The organism is Mesorhizobium sp. KR1-2 (assembly GCF_040045035.1).
GTDB lineage: Bacteria > Pseudomonadota > Alphaproteobacteria > Rhizobiales > Rhizobiaceae > Pseudaminobacter.
This window is the reverse complement of sequence record NZ_JBDZDS010000003.1, coordinates 88,044-103,748: the sequence shown is the minus strand read 5'-3', so window position 1 is coordinate 103,748 and position 15,705 is coordinate 88,044. Positions and strand designations below refer to the sequence as shown.

Genomic DNA, 15,705 nt, shown 5'->3' with positions numbered 1-15,705 from the left:
ATGCCCTTGGACGAGATGAACGATCGTACCTGCATCGTCACGCGAAAGACCGCCGAGCCGGATGAACTGATCCGCTTCGTGGTGGGTCCGGATCGTGCCGTCGTTCCGGACCTTAAAAGAAACCTTCCCGGACGCGGTTGCTGGGTCAGCGCCGATCGCCTAAATGTAGACAAGGCGGCCGGGAAGAATATCTTCGCCCGTGCGTTCAAGAAGGATGTCGTCGTTTCGCCGCAGCTCGGCGAGCTGGTCGACAAACTTCTCGCCAAGACGGCACTGGGTGCTTTGGGATTGGCCCGCAAGGCCGGTGCTGTTGCCCTCGGTGCGACAAAGGTCGAAAGTGCGGTCCGTAGCGGCCGCGCACTTCTTGTTCTTCATGCACAAGAAGCTTCGGAAGACGGCCTGCGCAAGATCACCCAGGCACGCCGGGCCACTGCTTATGCCGGCGGACCGGAAGTCTATGCCTACAAACTTTTTTCGGAAGCCGATTTGAGTTTGGCATTGGGTGGCACAAATGTGATACATGCTGCCGTTCTCGCGGACGACGCGGGAAGAGCGGCGCAGAAGCGCATGGTTGCGCTTGACCGATACCGGGGCGGATCCCCGGATGAGCGGGCAATGTTTGCGGCGATTGCTGACGAAGATGATGCCGCAGAGGATGTGGAATGAGCGATACGAAATCGGGTGACGACAACACTTTGAGCGTCAACACGAAGAAGACCTTGACGTTGAAGCGCCCTGGCGTCGAGCAGGGCACGGTACGTCAGAACTTCTCGCACGGACGCACCAAGTCGGTCGTCGTCGAGACCAAGAAGCGCAAGTTCACTCTGCCCGGCGAAAAGCCGGAGCCGGCGCCTACGTTCACGCCGAAACCCGCACCGAAGCCTCAGGTGCAGGCTGCGCCCGTGGTGGAGACGCCGCGGCCCAGGCCGGTGCCCGTGGCCGAACGCTCCGGCATGGTGCTGAACGAGCTGTCGTCCAGCGAGATGGAAGCGCGTCGCCGCGCACTTGAAGACGCCGTCGCCCGCGAGGCAGACGACCGCGCCCGCGCCGCCGAGGAAGCCAAGCGCCGCCAGGAAGAGGACGAGCGCCGCCGCCGCGAGCGCGAGGAATCGGCCCGCCGCCAGGCCGAAGAGGAGGCCCGCCTGCAGGCCGAGTCTGAAGCCCGCCGCCGCGCCGAGGAAGAGGCGCGCCGCCGCGCGCCGCAAGCCGAAGTCGTCGACGACGAGCCCGAGGTCAAGAGCAAGAGCGCCCCGTCGCCCCGCGCCAGCACCCCGGTCAAGCGGGTGGTCACGCCCGAGGTCGCGCGTCCGGCCAAGGCCAAGGGCGAGGACGATCGCCGTCGTGGCAAGCTGACGCTGAACACCGCGCTGTCCGAGGATGGCGATGCGCGTGCGCGCTCGCTGTCGGCGATGCGTCGCCGCCAGGAGAAGTTCAAGCGCGCCATGCATCAGGAGCCGCGCGAGAAGATTGCGCGCGAGGTCATCCTGCCCGAGACCATCACCGTCCAGGACCTCGCTGCCCGTATGGCCGAGCGCGCCGTGGACGTCGTGAAGTTCTTCATGAAGCAGGGCCAGATCCTGAAGCCGGGCGACGTGATCGACGCCGACACGGCCGAGCTGGTGGCCGCCGAATTCGGCCACACGGTTCGCCGTGTTGCAGATTCCGACATCGAGGAAGGCCTGTTCGACATTCCGGATCGTCCGGAGGACATGCTGTCGCGTCCTCCGGTGGTCACCATCATGGGGCACGTCGACCATGGCAAGACCTCGCTGCTGGACGCGATCCGCAACGCCAATGTGGTTTCGGGCGAGGCCGGTGGCATCACCCAGCACATCGGTGCCTATCAGGTCGAAAAGAACGGCCAGAAGATCACCTTCATCGACACTCCGGGCCACGCTGCCTTCACGGCCATGCGCGCCCGCGGTGCCCAGGTGACCGACATCGCCATCCTCGTGGTGGCGGCCGACGACTCCGTGATGCCGCAGACGATCGAGTCCATCAGCCACGCCAAGGCTGCGGGCGTACCGATCATCGTTGCGATCAACAAGATCGATAAGCCATCCGCAGACCCGCAGAAGGTGCGCACGCAGCTGCTGCAGCATGAGGTCTTCGTCGAATCGATGGGCGGTGACGTGCTCGAAGTCGAGGTTTCGGCCACCAAGGGCACGAACATCGACAAGCTGCTCGAAACAATCCTTCTGCAGTCCGAAGTTCTCGATCTCAAGGCCAACCCGAACCGCACCGCCGAAGGCGCGATCATCGAAGCCAAGCTCGACAAGGGCCGCGGTCCGGTTGCGACCGTGCTGGTTCAGACCGGCACGCTGCTGGTCGGCGACATCGTCGTTGCCGGCAGCGAATGGGGCCGTGTGCGTGCGCTGGTGACCGACCGCGGCGACCACATCAAGGAAGCGCTGCCCTCGACGCCGGTGGAAGTCCTCGGTCTGCAGGGCACGCCGCAGGCGGGCGACCGCTTCGCCGTGGTCAACAACGAGGCCAGGGCTCGCGAGATCACCGAGTATCGCCAGCGCAAGGCGCGCGACAAGGCGGCTGCCAAGCATGCCGGCCAGCGTGGCTCGCTCGAGCATATGATGTCGCAGCTGCAGTCCAGCGGCCTGAAGGAATTCCCGCTGGTCATCAAGGCCGACGTGCAGGGCTCCGTGGAAGCCATCGTGGCCGCGCTCGACAAGCTCGGCACCGACGAGGTTCGCGCCCGCATCGTGCATGCCGGTGCCGGTGGCATCACCGAAAGCGACATTTCGCTGGCCGAGACCTCGGGTGCCGTCATCATCGGCTTCAACGTGCGTGCCAACCCGCAAGCGCGTCAGGCCGCCGAGGCGGCTGGCATCGACATCCGCTACTACAGCATCATCTACAGCCTTGTGGATGACATCAAGGATGCGATGTCGGGCCTGCTGTCGCCGGAGCGTCGCGAGACCTTCATCGGCAATGCCGAGATCCTCGAGGTGTTCAACATCACCAAGATCGGCAAGGTTGCTGGTTGCCGCGTGACCGAAGGCAAGGTGGAGCGCGGTGCGGGCGTACGCCTGATCCGCGACAACGTCGTCATCCACGAAGGTACGCTGAAGACCCTGAAGCGCTTCAAGGACGAAGTGTCGGAAGTGCCGGTCGGCCAGGAATGCGGCATGGCCTTCCAGAACTACGAAGACATCCGCCAGGGCGACATCATCGAGTGCTTCCGCGTCGAGATGGTGACCCGGAGGCTCTGATAGCCGTCCGAGCTTAGCTGGTTAGACATGCCGTACGGTGGCGCATTGCGCTGCCGTACGGTTGGTTTTTGTGCTTGCGGTTTGACCCCGCGCTCCAATCAGGATTGCACCCAATATGTCACGTTCTCCCTCTTCCGGACCCTCGCAGCGTCAGCTTCGCGTCGGTGAGCAGGTGCGTCACGCTTTGTCGGAGATGCTCCAACGCGGCGAAGTCCGCGACGACCTCGTAGAGACTACGGTGATCTCGATCTCCGAAGTGCGCATGTCGCCGGATTTGAAAATAGCGACTGCCTTCGTCTCGCCGCTCGGCGCGCGTGACGACAAGGCGGTCGTGGAAGCGCTGAACCGTCATGCGCGCTTCATCCGCGGCCGCGTCTCGGGCGCTCTCAGGCAGATGAAGTACATGCCCGAGTTCCGTTTCCGGCTCGATACGAGCTTCGACAACTTCACCAAGATCAACGAACTGCTCAAATCCCCGGAAGTGGCGCGGGATTTGGGTGCCGACGACGACAAGGAGCAAGAAGAATAAGAATGGGTCGCCGAGGCAAGAAAAAAGGCCGGCCGGTTTCGGGCTGGGTCGTTCTAGACAAACCGGTCGGCATGGGCTCGACCGAAGCCGTCTCCAAGATCAAGTGGCTGTTCCAGGCCGAAAAGGCCGGCCATGCCGGCACGCTGGACCCGCTTGCTTCCGGCATGCTGCCGATCGCGCTGGGCGAGGCGACCAAGACCGTGCCCTATGTGATGGACGGCGCCAAGGTCTATCAGTTCACCGTCGCCTGGGGCGAGGAGCGCTCGACCGACGACCTCGAAGGCCCGGTCACCAAGACCTCCGACAAGCGCCCGACCGAGGCGGAAATCCGCGCGCTGCTGCCGAAATACACCGGCGTGATCATGCAGACGCCGCCGCAGTTCTCCGCGATCAAGATCGCCGGCGAACGCGCCTATGACCTGGCCCGCGAAGGCGAGACGGTGGATATACCGGCGCGCGAGATCGAGATCGGCCGCCTCGACCTGGTCGAGACCACGGCCGAAGGGCATGCGGTTTTCGAGATCGAATGCGGCAAGGGCACTTATGTGCGCTCGCTGGCGCGCGACATGGGCCGCGACCTCGGCTGCTACGGCCATATCGCGGCGCTGCGGCGCGTGGAGGTCGATCCCTTCACGGAAGAGGATTTCGTCACGCTGGCGGAACTGGAGGCTGCGGCACCGTCCGCCGAGGCCAGGAATTCCGGCGAGGAACTCGATTTCGGCGCGCTTGACGATTATCTGCTCGATACCGGCGCGGCACTCGACTGCCTGCCGCAGGTGGCCGTCAACGACGATGCCGCCACGCGCATCAGGCTCGGCAACCCGGTCATCATCCGTGGCCGCGACGCCCCGGTGGAAGCCGAGGACGCCTGCGTGACCGCGCGCGGCAAGCTTGTGGCTATCGGCGCCATCGAGGCGGGCATGTTCAAGCCAAGGCGCGTTTTCACCGCCTGAGGGTGCTGATTCGGATTCGCTCTGGCGTTGGAGCGCGTTTTGGACTATATGCGCCGCAGCATTGTGCCAGCGGCGCGATGCGTGCATCGGCCCCTGCTGGACGACATCCCGGCTGTGGGCGTCCCGTTTCCTCCAGATCGAAAGGAAAAACACGATGTCGATCACTGCTGAACGCAAGAAGGAATTGCTTGCCGAATTCGCCACCGCCAAGGGCGACACGGGTTCTCCCGAGGTCCAGGTCGCGGTTCTGTCGGAGCGGATCAAGAACCTGACCGAGCACTTCAAGGACCACAAGAAGGACAACCATTCCCGCCGTGGTCTTCTGGCTCTGGTTTCGCAGCGCCGCAGCCTGCTTGACTACCTCAAGCGCAAGGATGAGGCCCGCTACCAGACGCTGATCGAGAAGCTCGGCCTGCGTCGCTAACAGCTCTGATCGGCGGACCTGAGCAAAAGGTCCGCCGATCTGCCATTCGGGGTCGGCCGCAGTGCCGGGTCCGCAGGCGTCAGGATGCCGGATGAGTTTCCCGGCACATCAGACGCCGAACCGGTTCAGATGGAGCAGAGGGCTCTGGTGAACCGCCCATGGGACAGGTCATGGGGCAGGATTGCAGGATGCCTGGCGCGTTGCCCGCAGCGCTCAATGTCCAGACACCCCGTTGTCTTGCCCGTGGCTCGTCCGAACCAAGCCAGGGAAGGATGCGCACGGTCGCGTGCCGCTCCTCCCGCATCTGAAGGACATGTCATGTTCAATCAACACAAAGTGGAAATCGAGTGGGCGGGACGCCCGCTGATCCTCGAAACCGGCAAGATCGCCCGTCAGGCCGACGGCGCCGTGCTTGCTACCTACGGCGAGACCGTCGTGCTGGCCACCGTCGTTTCGGCCAAGGAACCGAAGCCGGGCTTCGACTTCTTCCCGCTGACCGTCAACTACCAGGAAAAGACCTATGCCGCCGGCAAGATCCCCGGCGGCTATTTCAAGCGTGAAGGCCGTCCGAGCGAGAAGGAGACGCTGGTCTCCCGCCTGATCGACCGCCCGATCCGCCCGCTCTTCGCCGATGGCTACAAGAATGACACGCAGGTCGTCGTCACGGTCATCCAGCATGATCTGGAAAACGATCCGGACATCGTGTCGATCGTTGCCACCTCGGCGGCCCTGACGCTGTCGGGCGTGCCGTTCATGGGCCCGATCGGCGGCGCCCGCGTCGGCTACATCAACGGCGAATACGTGCTCAACCCGCACATCGACGTGATGCCGGAATCCAAGCTCGATCTCGTCGTTGCCGGTACGGGCGATGCCGTTCTGATGGTCGAGTCGGAAGCCCAGGAACTGCCCGAAGACGTCATGCTCGGCGCCGTCATGTTCGGCCACAAGGGCTTCCAGCCGGTCATCGATGCCATCATCAAGCTGGCCGAAGTGGCGGCAAAGGACCCGCGCGACTTCACCTCGCCGAGCTATTCCGAGCTCGAGACCGAGATGCTCGCCATTGTTGAGGGCGATCTGCGCGAGGCCTACAAGATCGTCGACAAGCAGGCCCGTTATGCCGCCGTCGACGCTGCCAAGGCCAAGGTCAAGGAAGCTTTCGCTGCCGAAGGCGAAGAGGCTCCGAAGTGGTCGGCCGAGCAGGTCGCGAGCGTATTCAAGGAACTCCAGGCCAAGATCGTGCGCTGGAACATCCTCGACACCGGTTCGCGCATCGACGGTCGTGACCTCAAGACGGTCCGCAACATCGTGTCCGAAGTCGGGGTTCTGCCGCGCACGCACGGTTCGTCGCTGTTCACCCGCGGTGAAACGCAGGCCTTGGTCGTTGCCACGCTCGGCACCGGCGAGGACGAGCAGTATGTCGACGCGCTGACGGGCATGTACAAGGAGACCTTCCTCCTGCACTACAACTTCCCGCCCTATTCGGTTGGCGAAACCGGCCGCATGGGTTCGCCCGGCCGTCGCGAGATCGGTCACGGCAAGCTTGCCTGGCGCGCCGTTCACCCGATGCTGCCCGCCGCCGAGCAGTTCCCCTACACGCTGCGCGTTGTCTCCGAGATCACCGAGTCGAATGGCTCGTCGTCGATGGCAACCGTCTGCGGCACCTCGCTGGCTCTGATGGATGCCGGCGTTCCGCTGCAGAAGCCGGTGGCCGGCATTGCCATGGGCCTGATCAAGGAAGGCGATCGCTTCGCCGTGCTCTCCGACATCCTCGGCGACGAGGATCACCTTGGCGACATGGACTTCAAGGTGGCCGGCACGACCAACGGCATCACCGCGCTGCAGATGGACATCAAGATCAACGGTATTACCGAAGAGATCATGGATGTCGCGCTTGGCCAGGCCAAGGACGGCCGCCTGCACATCCTGGGCGAGATGGCCAAGGCGCTTTCCGAGGGCCGCAAGGAACTCGGCGAGTTCGCGCCGCGCATCGAGGTCATGCACATCCCGACCGACAAGATCCGTGAGGTGATCGGCTCGGGCGGCAAGGTCATCCGCGAGATCGTCGAAAAGACCGGCGCCAAGATCAACATCGAGGACGACGGCACGGTCAAGATCGCTTCGTCGAACGCCAAGGAAATCGAGGCGGCCAAGAAGTGGATCCACACCATCGTGGCCGAGCCGGAAGTGGGCGAGATCTACGAAGGTACGGTCGTCAAGACCGCGGACTTCGGCGCCTTCGTGAACTTCTTCGGCCCGCGCGACGGTCTGGTCCACATCTCGCAGCTCTCCAACGAGCGCGTCGCCAAGACCACCGACGTCGTCAAGGAAGGCCAGAAGGTCTTCGTCAAGCTCATGGGCTTTGACGAACGCGGCAAGGTCCGCCTGTCGATGAAGGTCGTCGACCAGGAGACCGGCAAGGAAATCGTCCGCGAGAAGAAGGCCGAGGACGAGGAAACCGCTGCCTAAGCCTGATTGGCTTTAGAAACAGAACGGGCGTCCCGAAAGGGGCGCCCGTTTTCGTTTTGGCTCCGCTGCCTGCGCTACCGGGAGACGCGAACCTCTCCCGACGGCAGCTCGATCCTGCGCGAAATGTCGAGCGCGGCCAAAAATGCCTCGTCGTGGCTGACGACGATGAGCGCCCCGTCATAGGCGCGCAATCCCGCCTCGATTGCCTCGATCGCTTCCAGGTCGAGGTGATTGGCCGGCTCGTCGAGGACCAGCAGAGGCGGGGGCGTGCTGCCGCCCAGGGCGCAGGCGATCCCTGCCCGCAGCAGTTCGCCGCCGCTCAGTTCCGAGACCATTTGCAGGGCCGCATCGGCTCTGAATTTGAAACGCGCAAGCGCTGCGCGGCAGGCATTCTCGTCGTCCTGCGGATTGATCCGGCGGAAGTTGTCCCGGATCGACGCCCGGGGATCGAGCATGCTTACACGCTGATCGAGCATCGCAAATTCGGTCGTGACCTGGACGCTTCCGGAGGAGGGAAGCAGGCGGCCGGCGATGAGCTCGAGCAGCGTCGTCTTGCCAGAGCCATTAGGCCCGGCGACGGCAATGCGTTCCGGACCGGTCACGCTGAGCGACAGGTTCGCGAGCACGGGACGGTCCGGCGCGTAGCCGGCGCTGACACCATCCAGCCTCAGCACCGTCTTGCCCGGCGAAAGCCTGGTTGGGGGCAATGCCACGGCCATGGGCTGCAGGACCTCGATGCGGTCCCTTGCTGTGGCGACCGCTTCGAGGGCTTGCGAGTGCCGGTCGCTGGCGAGACGGACCTGCGCGCCGCCGCTGTTCTCGCTTCGCGACTTCAGTCCGCCAAGAACGATGCGCGGTGCGCCGCCCTTCAGGGCTTGTCTGCGGCCATTGCCGTCCCTGCGCGCCTTGCGTTCCTGCGCGGTCTGCGCCGCGCGGGCGATCTCCGAGGCCTGCTTCTCGGCTTCATCGAGCTCGTGCTGCGCCGAGGCCAACTCCAGCGCCTTGCGCTCGCGATAAACGCTCCAGTTGCCGCCGTAGCGGGCGGCGCCAAGCGAGGTGAGTTCGACAATCTCGTCCATGAGTTCGAGAAGCTCGCGGTCATGGCTGACGACGAGAGCACCTCGGCGCCAGTTCGCCAGCATGTCGTAGAGCGCAAGGCGGCCGTCACGGTCGAGGTTGTTGGTGGGCTCGTCCATCAGGAGGAAATCGGCTTCCGAAAAGTGCAGCGCCGCGAGCCCCGCGCGCGTGCGCTGGCCACCGGACAGCTTGTGCAGCGGCGTTTGGGGAGCGACATCGAGCCCAATCTTTGCCAGCGCCGCTTCCATGCGGGCTTCGAGTTGCCAGTCGACGTCTGCCAGCTCCTCCATCGTCGCGTTGCCTTCATAGGCCCGCTGCAACAGGGCAAGCGCATCGCCGGCGCCGAAAAGATCCGTGACGGTCTCTTTCGGGTCAACTTGCACCGATTGCTTGAAAATGCCGAGCCGGCCGCTGACGGCGACCGAGCCGGATGTGGGCGGCAGTGTTCCAGCAATCAGAGCGACGAGCGTGCTCTTGCCGACTCCATTGCGGCCGATGACCCCTGTCCGTGCGGGGCCGAAAGCGAGGTCTATGCCGGAGAGGAGGGCGCGACCGTCAGGCGTGGAGAGGCTGAGATTGGATAGGGCTATTGAAGCAGGCATGCGTGATGATTTCCCTGATGGCAAAGCGGGTTGGCGTTGCGGTCAGGCTGAAATCACATTCGATGCATTGCTCCTGTTGGGGGTGTATTGGTCGGCATAACTAAGCGTTGCCGTCAAACAGTGCAAGGGTGTGCCCTTAACAGGCGCCGCGGAAGACGCGGGAAGGGGCTGGCATCCTCCCGGAATTGTTCTATCAGCAGCACATGACCCGCGATGCACTGAAGACCCTGTTCCATCCATTCGAGGCCGAGGCACTGCCGCCGCCCGGCAAGGGAGCGCGCGTGCTGTTTCTCGGCGCCGAGCCCGGCTTTCGCCTGCCGGAAGGATTCGAGGCCGAGCTGTCGCTCGTCCAGGGATTTCGCCCCTGGTTCAGGCCGCTGGAGGCCTCTGGGGGCCGCGTGACGCCTTCGCCGGAAGGAGAGGGCTATGATGCTGCCCTCGTGCTCTGTGGCCGCCACAGGGGCGCCAATGAGTTGATGATCGCCGAGGCGTTCAAGCGGGTAGGCGAGGGCGGTCTGATATTGATAGCGGGCAGCAAGGACGAAGGCATAGCCAGCCTGCGCAAGCGTGTGGGCGAACTTATCCCGATCGAGGACCAATTGCCCAAGCATCACGGCATCGCCTTCTGGTTGCGGCGGCCTGCGGAGGTGGCAGGCAGTGCGGAGCGATTGCGCGCCGGCAATGGCGAGCGGCTGCTCGACGAGCGCTTCGTCACCGCGCCCGGCATGTTCTCGGCAGACGAGATCGATGCGGGCTCGAAGCTGCTGGTCGAAAACCTGCCGGACAAGGTGTTCGGCGCGGTCGCCGATTTCTGCGCCGGCTGGGGTTTTATCGCGGCCGAGCTTGCCGAGCGCTTTCCGAAGATTTTCACGCTCGACCTCTACGAGGCGGATTTTTCTTCGCTCGAAGCGGCAAAGCGCAATCTCGCAGCGGCCGGCCCGATGCAGAAGAACTTCTTCTGGCAGGACCTGCTGGGCGAACCGGTTTCCCGCCGCTACGATTTCATCTTCATGAACCCGCCATTCCATCAGCGCCGGGCTGCCGAGCCCGACATTGGCCAGGGCATGATCAAGGCGGCCGCCGCTGCGCTCAAGCCCGGCGGCCGGCTGATCATGGTCGCCAACCGCCAGCTTCCCTACGAGAAGACGCTGTCGCAGGCTTTTTCCGCCCAGCAGGAACTCGCGCGCAACAATCTGTTCAAGGTGCTGAGCGCGCGGCGCTGAGACGGGCCTTCTTACGAGCGCCAAAAGAAAACGGCCGGTCGAGCCGGCCGTTTCTGCATCTCGATAATGTTCGCTGCGCTTACTCGCCGCTGTCGCTCTGCTTCAGCTCTTCCAGCGTCGGCATCGAGACGATGTGATAGCCCGAATCCACGTAGTGGATTTCGCCGGTCACGCCCGAGGACAGGTCGGAAAGCAGATAGAGCGCCGAGCCGCCGACTTCATCGAGGGTCACGGTGCGGCGCAGCGGGGAATTGCGCTGCTGATAGGAGAACATGTGGCGCGCATCGGCGATGCCGGCGCCCGCCAGCGTGCGGACCGGCCCGGCCGAGATGGCGTTCACGCGGATGCCGCGCGGGCCGTAGTCGTCGGCCAGATAGCGCACGCTGGCCTCCAGGCCGGCCTTGGCGACGCCCATCACGTTGTAGTTCGGCATGACGCGCGTGGAGCCGGCATAGGTCAGCGTCAGCATCGAGCCGCCATCCTTCATCAGTGCGGCCGCGTTGCGCGCCACCTCGGTGAAGGAATAGCAGGAGATCACCATCGTACGGATGAAATTCTCGCGGCTGGTGTTGGCGTAGAGGCCCTTGAGCTCGTTCTTGTCGGAGAACCCGATCGCATGGACGACGAAGTCCAGATCGCCCCATTTGTCGCCCAGGGTCTCGAATACCGACGAGACGGAAGCGCTGTCCTCTACGTCGCAGGGCAGGACCAGCGTCGCGTTCACCTGCTCGGCGAGCGGTTTTACGCGGCGGCCGAAGGCCTCGCCCTGATAGGTGAATGCCATCTCGGCGCCGTGCGCCGCAAGCTGCCTTGCGATGCCCCAGGCAATCGAGTGGTCGTTGGCGACCCCCATGACGAGGCCGCGCTTGCCTTTCATCAAACCTTCCATAGGAAGAATATCCTCAGCCGTTGTAACGCTGGAAAACGAGCGTTGCGTTGGTGCCGCCGAAACCGAAGGAGTTCGACAGAACCGTGTCGATCTTGGCGTTGTCGATGCGCTTGCGCACGATCGGCATGCCTTCGAATTCCGGATCGAGTTCCTCGATATGGGCGCTCTCGCCGATGAAACCGCCCTGCATCATCAGGATCGAATAGATCGATTCCTGTACGCCCGCCGCGCCCAGCGAATGGCCGGTCAATGACTTGGTCGAGGTGATGTACGGCAGTTTGTCACCGAACACCTCGCGGATTGCACCCATCTCCTTCGAATCGCCCACCGGCGTCGAGGTGCCGTGCGTGTTGATGTAGTCGACGGAACCGGAAACGGTGGAGAGCGCCTGCTTCATGCAGCGCACAGCGCCTTCGCCGGAGGGCGCGACCATGTCGTGGCCGTCGGAGGTGGCACCATAGCCCACGATCTCGGCGTAGATCTTGGCGCCGCGGGCCTTGGCATGCTCCAGTTCCTCGAGCACCAGCACGCCCGCACCGCCAGCGATGACAAAGCCGTCGCGGTTGACGTCATAGGCGCGCGAGGCGACTGAAGCGCGGTCGTTGAACTTGGACGACATGGCGCCCATGGCGTCGAACAGATCCGACATCGTCCAGTCGAGATCCTCGTGGCCGCCGGCGAAGACCATGTCCTGCTTGCCCCACTGGATCAGCTCATAGGCATTGCCGATGCAGTGCGCCGAGGTCGAGCAGGCCGAAGAGATCGAGTAGTTCACGCCGTGGATCTTGAACCAGGTGGCCAGTGTGGCCGAGGCGGTCGAGGACATGGCCTTCGGCACGGCGAACGGCCCGATGCGCTTGGGGCTGCTGTTCTTCAGCGTGGTCTCGGCGGCCTCGACGATAGTCCTGGTCGAAGGGCCGCCGGAGCCCATCACGATGCCGGTGCGTTCGTTGGTGATGTCGCCCTGTTCGAGGCCGGCATCGGCGATCGCCTGCTCCATGGCGACATGGTTCCAGGCGCCGCCCTTGGACAGGAAGCGCATGGCGCGGCGGTCGACCAGCTCGGTCGGGTCCAGCGTCGGCGCGCCCCAGACCTGGCATTTGAAGCCGTGCTCGGCGAAGGAATCGGAAAAGCTGATGCCCGATTTGGCGTCACGCAGAGAGGCCTGGACCTCTTCGGCATTGTTTCCGATGGACGATACGATACCCAGGCCCGTGACAACGACGCGTCTCATGAGTGCTCCTTCAGTGGCCGGCGCGACGCTCGGTCAGGCCGCAGCTTCCTTGAACAGGCCAACCCGCAGATCGGTGGCCTTGTAGATGGTTTCACCGTCAGCCTTCAGCCAACCGTCGCCGATGCCGAGCACCAGGCGCCCGCGCATGACGCGCTTGAAGTCGACGCCATACTCGACCTTCTTGTTGGCAGGGGTGACCATGCCGGTGAACTTCACCTCGCCGGTGGAAAGCGCGCGGCCCTTGCCGGGTTCGCCAAGCCAACCCAGGAAGAAGCCGCTCAGCTGCCACAGCGCATCGAGGCCGAGGCAACCGGGCATGACCGGGTCATTGATGAAATGGCACGGGAAGAACCAGAGGTCGCGGCTGATGTCGAGCTCGGCGCGCACGAAGCCCTTGTCGAACTCGCCGCCGGTCTCGCTGATCTCGGTGATGCGATTGAACATCAGCATCGGAGGATAGGGAAGCTGGGCGTTCCCAGGGCCGAACAACTCGCCGCGCGCGCAGGCAAGCAGTTCCTCATACTCATAGCTGGATTTCGAACCCGCCATCAAATTCTTCCCCGTCTGGCTCCCGGACGCTGCCGCACCCTTGCCCTGTTCACTAGCATAGACCGTTTCCGCTCGGAAACCGCCGTTTGCGATTAACCCGATGGCCTGCCTGGGTCAATGTGCGCCTATTGATCGCGTCCCCCTGACAGAATATATGTCAAGAACGATATGGTTTCACCCGCATATGGGATTCTGTGCGGGTAAACCTGAAACGGACTTGGCAGATTAATGGATTTGACCGTCCCTCACGAGATGGCAACAGAGAAACGCGTGCGCGAGGCGGGCTTGCGCCCGACGCGTCAACGCGTCGCGCTGGCGAATCTGCTTTTTGCCAAGGGCGACCGCCATTTGTCGGCTGAAGAACTGCACGAGGAAGCCTTGGCGGCCGGTGTACCGGTGTCGCTGGCAACGGTCTACAACTCGCTGCATCAGTTCACCGAGGCGGGGCTGCTGCGCATCCTCGCCGTCGAAGGGTCGAAAACCTATTTCGACACCAACACCTCCGACCACCATCACTTCTTCATCGAAGGCGAGAACAAGGTGTTCGACATCGTCTCCGGTCCGGTCGAGGTGCTCAACCTGCCGGAACCGCCGGAGGGCATGGAAATCGCCAACGTCGATATCGTCGTCAGGCTGCGCCCGAAGCGGAAGGACTGAGCGTCTCGGGACGCGCGGCCGTACACGACTCATTTCCACAGGTTGAGGGCTGTGCCGTGGTTGCCGCGGCGTTTCCTGGCGCTGGTCTGGCTTGCACGGCTGCGGCCGCCATCAGCGGCGCAAGCCGGCCTCAATCCTTGACGAGTTCACCCGGATAGGCGCCCCAGACCTGGTTTTGCTTGAGCCAGCCGATCACGCCGCCGAAATTCATCTCGCACCAGTCGCCGTTGCAGGCCTTGATCTTGCCGACGACGCCGGGGTCGATGATGGCGACCGTGCGCGCTTCGGGCTCCGGCTTGGCCAGAAGATTGATCTTCACGTCCTTGCCGCGCTGCCAGGGGGCGGTCATCGCCGTGCGCTTGCCGGAAAGCAGAGACTGGTTGACCCAGCCTTCCGAGCCGTCGGCATCGCGCACGCGCCGCCAGTTGTCGTATTCCTGGATGATCTCCATCGGCAGGCCGGCTTTCATGTAGAGCCAGTCCACGCCGTAGTTCACGCCGGGCCCGATGCGGGAGTTGACCCGTCCGGACTTCAGGCTGACGAATCGCGGCAGGGGCAGGCCGCTGGGGCCCTGGGTGGCCTCTTGGGATGGCGCCGCCTCGCTGGTCGTGATCGAGGCGCTTGCCGACAAGAATACGAGGCCGGCCAAAGCGGCACCGACCATCATGCGAAGCGACACGAATCCAGACACGTCTATTCCTTTTTCAGCTGCGCCAGCGGGGCTGCCGTGGCGCGAGCCCTTTTTCTTTGTCTTCGGCGGCACCGCTTGTTACAGAGGCAGTGACGCAAAGGCTGGTTTTCAGTTTCGCCTGTCTTGGTTAAAGAGGTCTCAACGGGATCCGGATTCGAGGAAACAATGGCCGGCAAGAAGAAGCCCCTCGTAGTGATAACGCGCAAGCTTCCGGATCAGGTCGAGACCCGGATGCGCGAGCTGTTCGACGCGCGGCTGAACATCGAAGACCGGCCGATGAGCCAGCCCGAACTGGTCGCCGCGGTGAAGGAAGCGGACGTGCTGGTGCCCACCGTGACCGACCGCATCGACGCCGCGCTGATCGAGCAGGCCGGCGAGAATCTCAAGCTGATCGCCAATTTTGGCAACGGTGTCGACAAGATCGACGTTGCCGCCGCCGCCCAGCGGGGAATCACTGTTACCAACACCCCCAACGTGCTGACCGAAGACACCGCCGACATGACCATGGCGCTGATGCTGGCGGTGCCCCGGCGCCTGGCCGAGGGCGCGGCCGTGCTGGAGCGGGGCGGCAAATGGTCCGGCTGGTCGCCGACATGGATGCTCGGCCGGCGCATCTGGGGCAAGCGGCTGGGCATCGTGGGCATGGGCCGCATCGGCACCGCCGTGGCGCGGCGCGCCAAGGCCTTCGGCCTCTCCATCCACTACCACAACCGCAATCGCGTGCTGCGCAGCGTCGAGGACGAGCTGGAGGCGACCTATTGGGAAAGCCTGGACCAGATGCTGGCCCGCATGGACATCATCTCGGTCAACTGCCCGTCGACGCCCGCAACCTTCCACCTGCTGTCTGCGCGCCGACTGGCGCTGATGCAGCCCTCGGCCTATCTGGTCAACACCGCGCGCGGCGACATCATCGACGAGGATGCACTGGTCAAGCTGCTGCAGGAGGGCAAGATCGCCGGCGCGGGGCTCGACGTGTTCGAGAACGAGCCGGCCGTCAATCCCAAGCTGGTCAAGCTTGCCGCCAAGGGCAAGGTGGTGATCCTGCCGCATATGGGTTCGGCCACCATCGAGGGCCGCATCGACATGGGCGAGAAGGTCATCATCAACATCCGCACCTTCATCGATGGGCACCGCCCGCCGGACCGGGTGCTGCCGCTGCGCTTCTGAGGGCGCGCCTGAAGCTG

At 64.0% G+C, this 15,705-nt stretch carries 14 protein-coding genes; 9 read left to right on the top strand and 5 right to left on the bottom strand.

Translation table 11 applies throughout. The features are described 5' to 3' along the window. Positions 1-15 precede the first annotated feature (15 nt). From ABLE85_RS08220 to pnp, 6 genes are all read left to right on the top strand, one after another. Positions 16-666: an RNA-binding protein gene (locus tag ABLE85_RS08220; protein ID WP_348792492.1), complete on the top strand. Its 651-nt coding sequence runs from the start codon at positions 16-18 to the stop codon at positions 664-666. Next, the gene (gene infB, locus ABLE85_RS08215) at positions 663-3,227 is read left to right on the top strand and encodes a translation initiation factor IF-2 (RefSeq protein ID WP_348792229.1); all 2,565 of its coding nucleotides are present in this window, start codon (positions 663-665) and stop codon (positions 3,225-3,227) included. The genes ABLE85_RS08220 and infB overlap by 4 nt, the downstream gene beginning before the upstream one ends. A 115-nt stretch (positions 3,228-3,342) precedes the next feature. Then, positions 3,343-3,756, top strand: coding sequence for a 30S ribosome-binding factor RbfA (gene rbfA, locus ABLE85_RS08210; protein WP_348792228.1), 414 nt, complete (start codon positions 3,343-3,345; stop codon positions 3,754-3,756). 2 nt (positions 3,757-3,758) lie between these two features. Beyond that, positions 3,759-4,709, top strand: coding sequence for a tRNA pseudouridine(55) synthase TruB (gene truB / locus ABLE85_RS08205; protein ID WP_348792227.1), 951 nt, complete (start codon positions 3,759-3,761; stop codon positions 4,707-4,709). Between the two features lie 112 nt (positions 4,710-4,821). Next, entirely contained in the window at positions 4,822-5,133 is a 312-nt protein-coding gene (rpsO, locus tag ABLE85_RS08200) for a 30S ribosomal protein S15 (RefSeq protein WP_348792491.1), read from the top strand. 318 nt (positions 5,134-5,451) lie between these two features. Next, on the top strand, positions 5,452-7,599 hold the full coding sequence (gene pnp / locus ABLE85_RS08195; RefSeq protein WP_348792226.1) for a polyribonucleotide nucleotidyltransferase: 2,148 nt from the start codon (positions 5,452-5,454) through the stop codon (positions 7,597-7,599). A gap of 74 nt (positions 7,600-7,673) precedes the next feature. Here pnp and ABLE85_RS08190 read toward each other — a convergent pair whose 3' ends face one another. Next, entirely contained in the window at positions 7,674-9,278 is a 1,605-nt protein-coding gene (locus ABLE85_RS08190) for an ABC-F family ATP-binding cassette domain-containing protein (RefSeq protein ID WP_348792225.1), read from the bottom strand. A 203-nt stretch (positions 9,279-9,481) separates the two neighbouring features. Between ABLE85_RS08190 and ABLE85_RS08185 the strand changes: the two genes are divergently transcribed. After that, positions 9,482-10,501: a class I SAM-dependent methyltransferase gene (locus ABLE85_RS08185; RefSeq protein WP_348792224.1), complete on the top strand. Its 1,020-nt coding sequence runs from the start codon at positions 9,482-9,484 to the stop codon at positions 10,499-10,501. Between the two features lie 79 nt (positions 10,502-10,580). On the opposite strand, the gene fabI is transcribed toward ABLE85_RS08185, so the two are convergent. From fabI to fabA, 3 genes are read right to left on the bottom strand one after another with little or no spacing between them, the layout of a single operon-like run. Then, positions 10,581-11,390 (bottom strand): enoyl-ACP reductase FabI, encoded by an 810-nt coding sequence (fabI, locus tag ABLE85_RS08180; protein WP_348792223.1) that lies wholly within the window; start codon positions 11,388-11,390, stop codon positions 10,581-10,583. A gap of 13 nt (positions 11,391-11,403) precedes the next feature. Then, the gene (gene fabB, locus ABLE85_RS08175) at positions 11,404-12,624 is read right to left on the bottom strand and encodes a beta-ketoacyl-ACP synthase I (RefSeq protein WP_348792222.1); all 1,221 of its coding nucleotides are present in this window, start codon (positions 12,622-12,624) and stop codon (positions 11,404-11,406) included. Between the two features lie 33 nt (positions 12,625-12,657). Continuing rightward, positions 12,658-13,173 (bottom strand): 3-hydroxyacyl-[acyl-carrier-protein] dehydratase FabA, encoded by a 516-nt coding sequence (gene fabA, locus ABLE85_RS08170; RefSeq protein ID WP_348792221.1) that lies wholly within the window; start codon positions 13,171-13,173, stop codon positions 12,658-12,660. Between the two features lie 228 nt (positions 13,174-13,401). On the opposite strand from fabA, the gene irrA reads away from it, so the two are divergent. Then, a complete protein-coding gene (irrA, locus tag ABLE85_RS08165) occupies positions 13,402-13,830 on the top strand; it encodes an iron response transcriptional regulator IrrA (RefSeq protein WP_348792220.1) in 429 nt (142 codons plus the stop codon). Positions 13,831-13,960: 130 nt separating this feature from the next. Here the strand turns inward: irrA and ABLE85_RS08160 are convergent, their stop codons facing one another. Then, on the bottom strand, positions 13,961-14,521 hold the full coding sequence (locus ABLE85_RS08160) for an SH3 domain-containing protein (protein WP_348792219.1): 561 nt from the start codon (positions 14,519-14,521) through the stop codon (positions 13,961-13,963). Positions 14,522-14,686: 165 nt separating this feature from the next. Between ABLE85_RS08160 and ABLE85_RS08155 the strand changes: the two genes are divergently transcribed. Next, complete coding sequence (locus ABLE85_RS08155; RefSeq protein WP_348792218.1) at positions 14,687-15,688, top strand: D-glycerate dehydrogenase; 1,002 nt, start codon at positions 14,687-14,689, stop codon at positions 15,686-15,688. Positions 15,689-15,705 lie beyond the last annotated feature (17 nt).

Bases quoted from the DNA above. Each gene is read 5' to 3' on its own strand.
- ABLE85_RS08220 (WP_348792492.1), top strand. From the start codon at position 16: ATGAACGATCGTACCTGCATCGTCACGCGAAAGACCGCCGAGCCGGAT.
- infB (WP_348792229.1), top strand. From the start codon at position 663: ATGAGCGATACGAAATCGGGTGACGACAACACTTTGAGCGTCAACACG.
- rbfA (WP_348792228.1), top strand. From the start codon at position 3,343: ATGTCACGTTCTCCCTCTTCCGGACCCTCGCAGCGTCAGCTTCGCGTC.
- truB (WP_348792227.1), top strand. From the start codon at position 3,759: ATGGGTCGCCGAGGCAAGAAAAAAGGCCGGCCGGTTTCGGGCTGGGTC.
- pnp (WP_348792226.1), top strand. From the start codon at position 5,452: ATGTTCAATCAACACAAAGTGGAAATCGAGTGGGCGGGACGCCCGCTG.
- ABLE85_RS08190 (WP_348792225.1), bottom strand. From the start codon at position 9,278: ATGCCTGCTTCAATAGCCCTATCCAATCTCAGCCTCTCCACGCCTGAC.
- ABLE85_RS08185 (WP_348792224.1), top strand. From the start codon at position 9,482: ATGACCCGCGATGCACTGAAGACCCTGTTCCATCCATTCGAGGCCGAG.
- fabI (WP_348792223.1), bottom strand. From the start codon at position 11,390: ATGGAAGGTTTGATGAAAGGCAAGCGCGGCCTCGTCATGGGGGTCGCC.
- fabB (WP_348792222.1), bottom strand. From the start codon at position 12,624: ATGAGACGCGTCGTTGTCACGGGCCTGGGTATCGTATCGTCCATCGGA.
- fabA (WP_348792221.1), bottom strand. From the start codon at position 13,173: ATGGCGGGTTCGAAATCCAGCTATGAGTATGAGGAACTGCTTGCCTGC.
- irrA (WP_348792220.1), top strand. From the start codon at position 13,402: ATGGATTTGACCGTCCCTCACGAGATGGCAACAGAGAAACGCGTGCGC.
- ABLE85_RS08155 (WP_348792218.1), top strand. From the start codon at position 14,687: ATGGCCGGCAAGAAGAAGCCCCTCGTAGTGATAACGCGCAAGCTTCCG.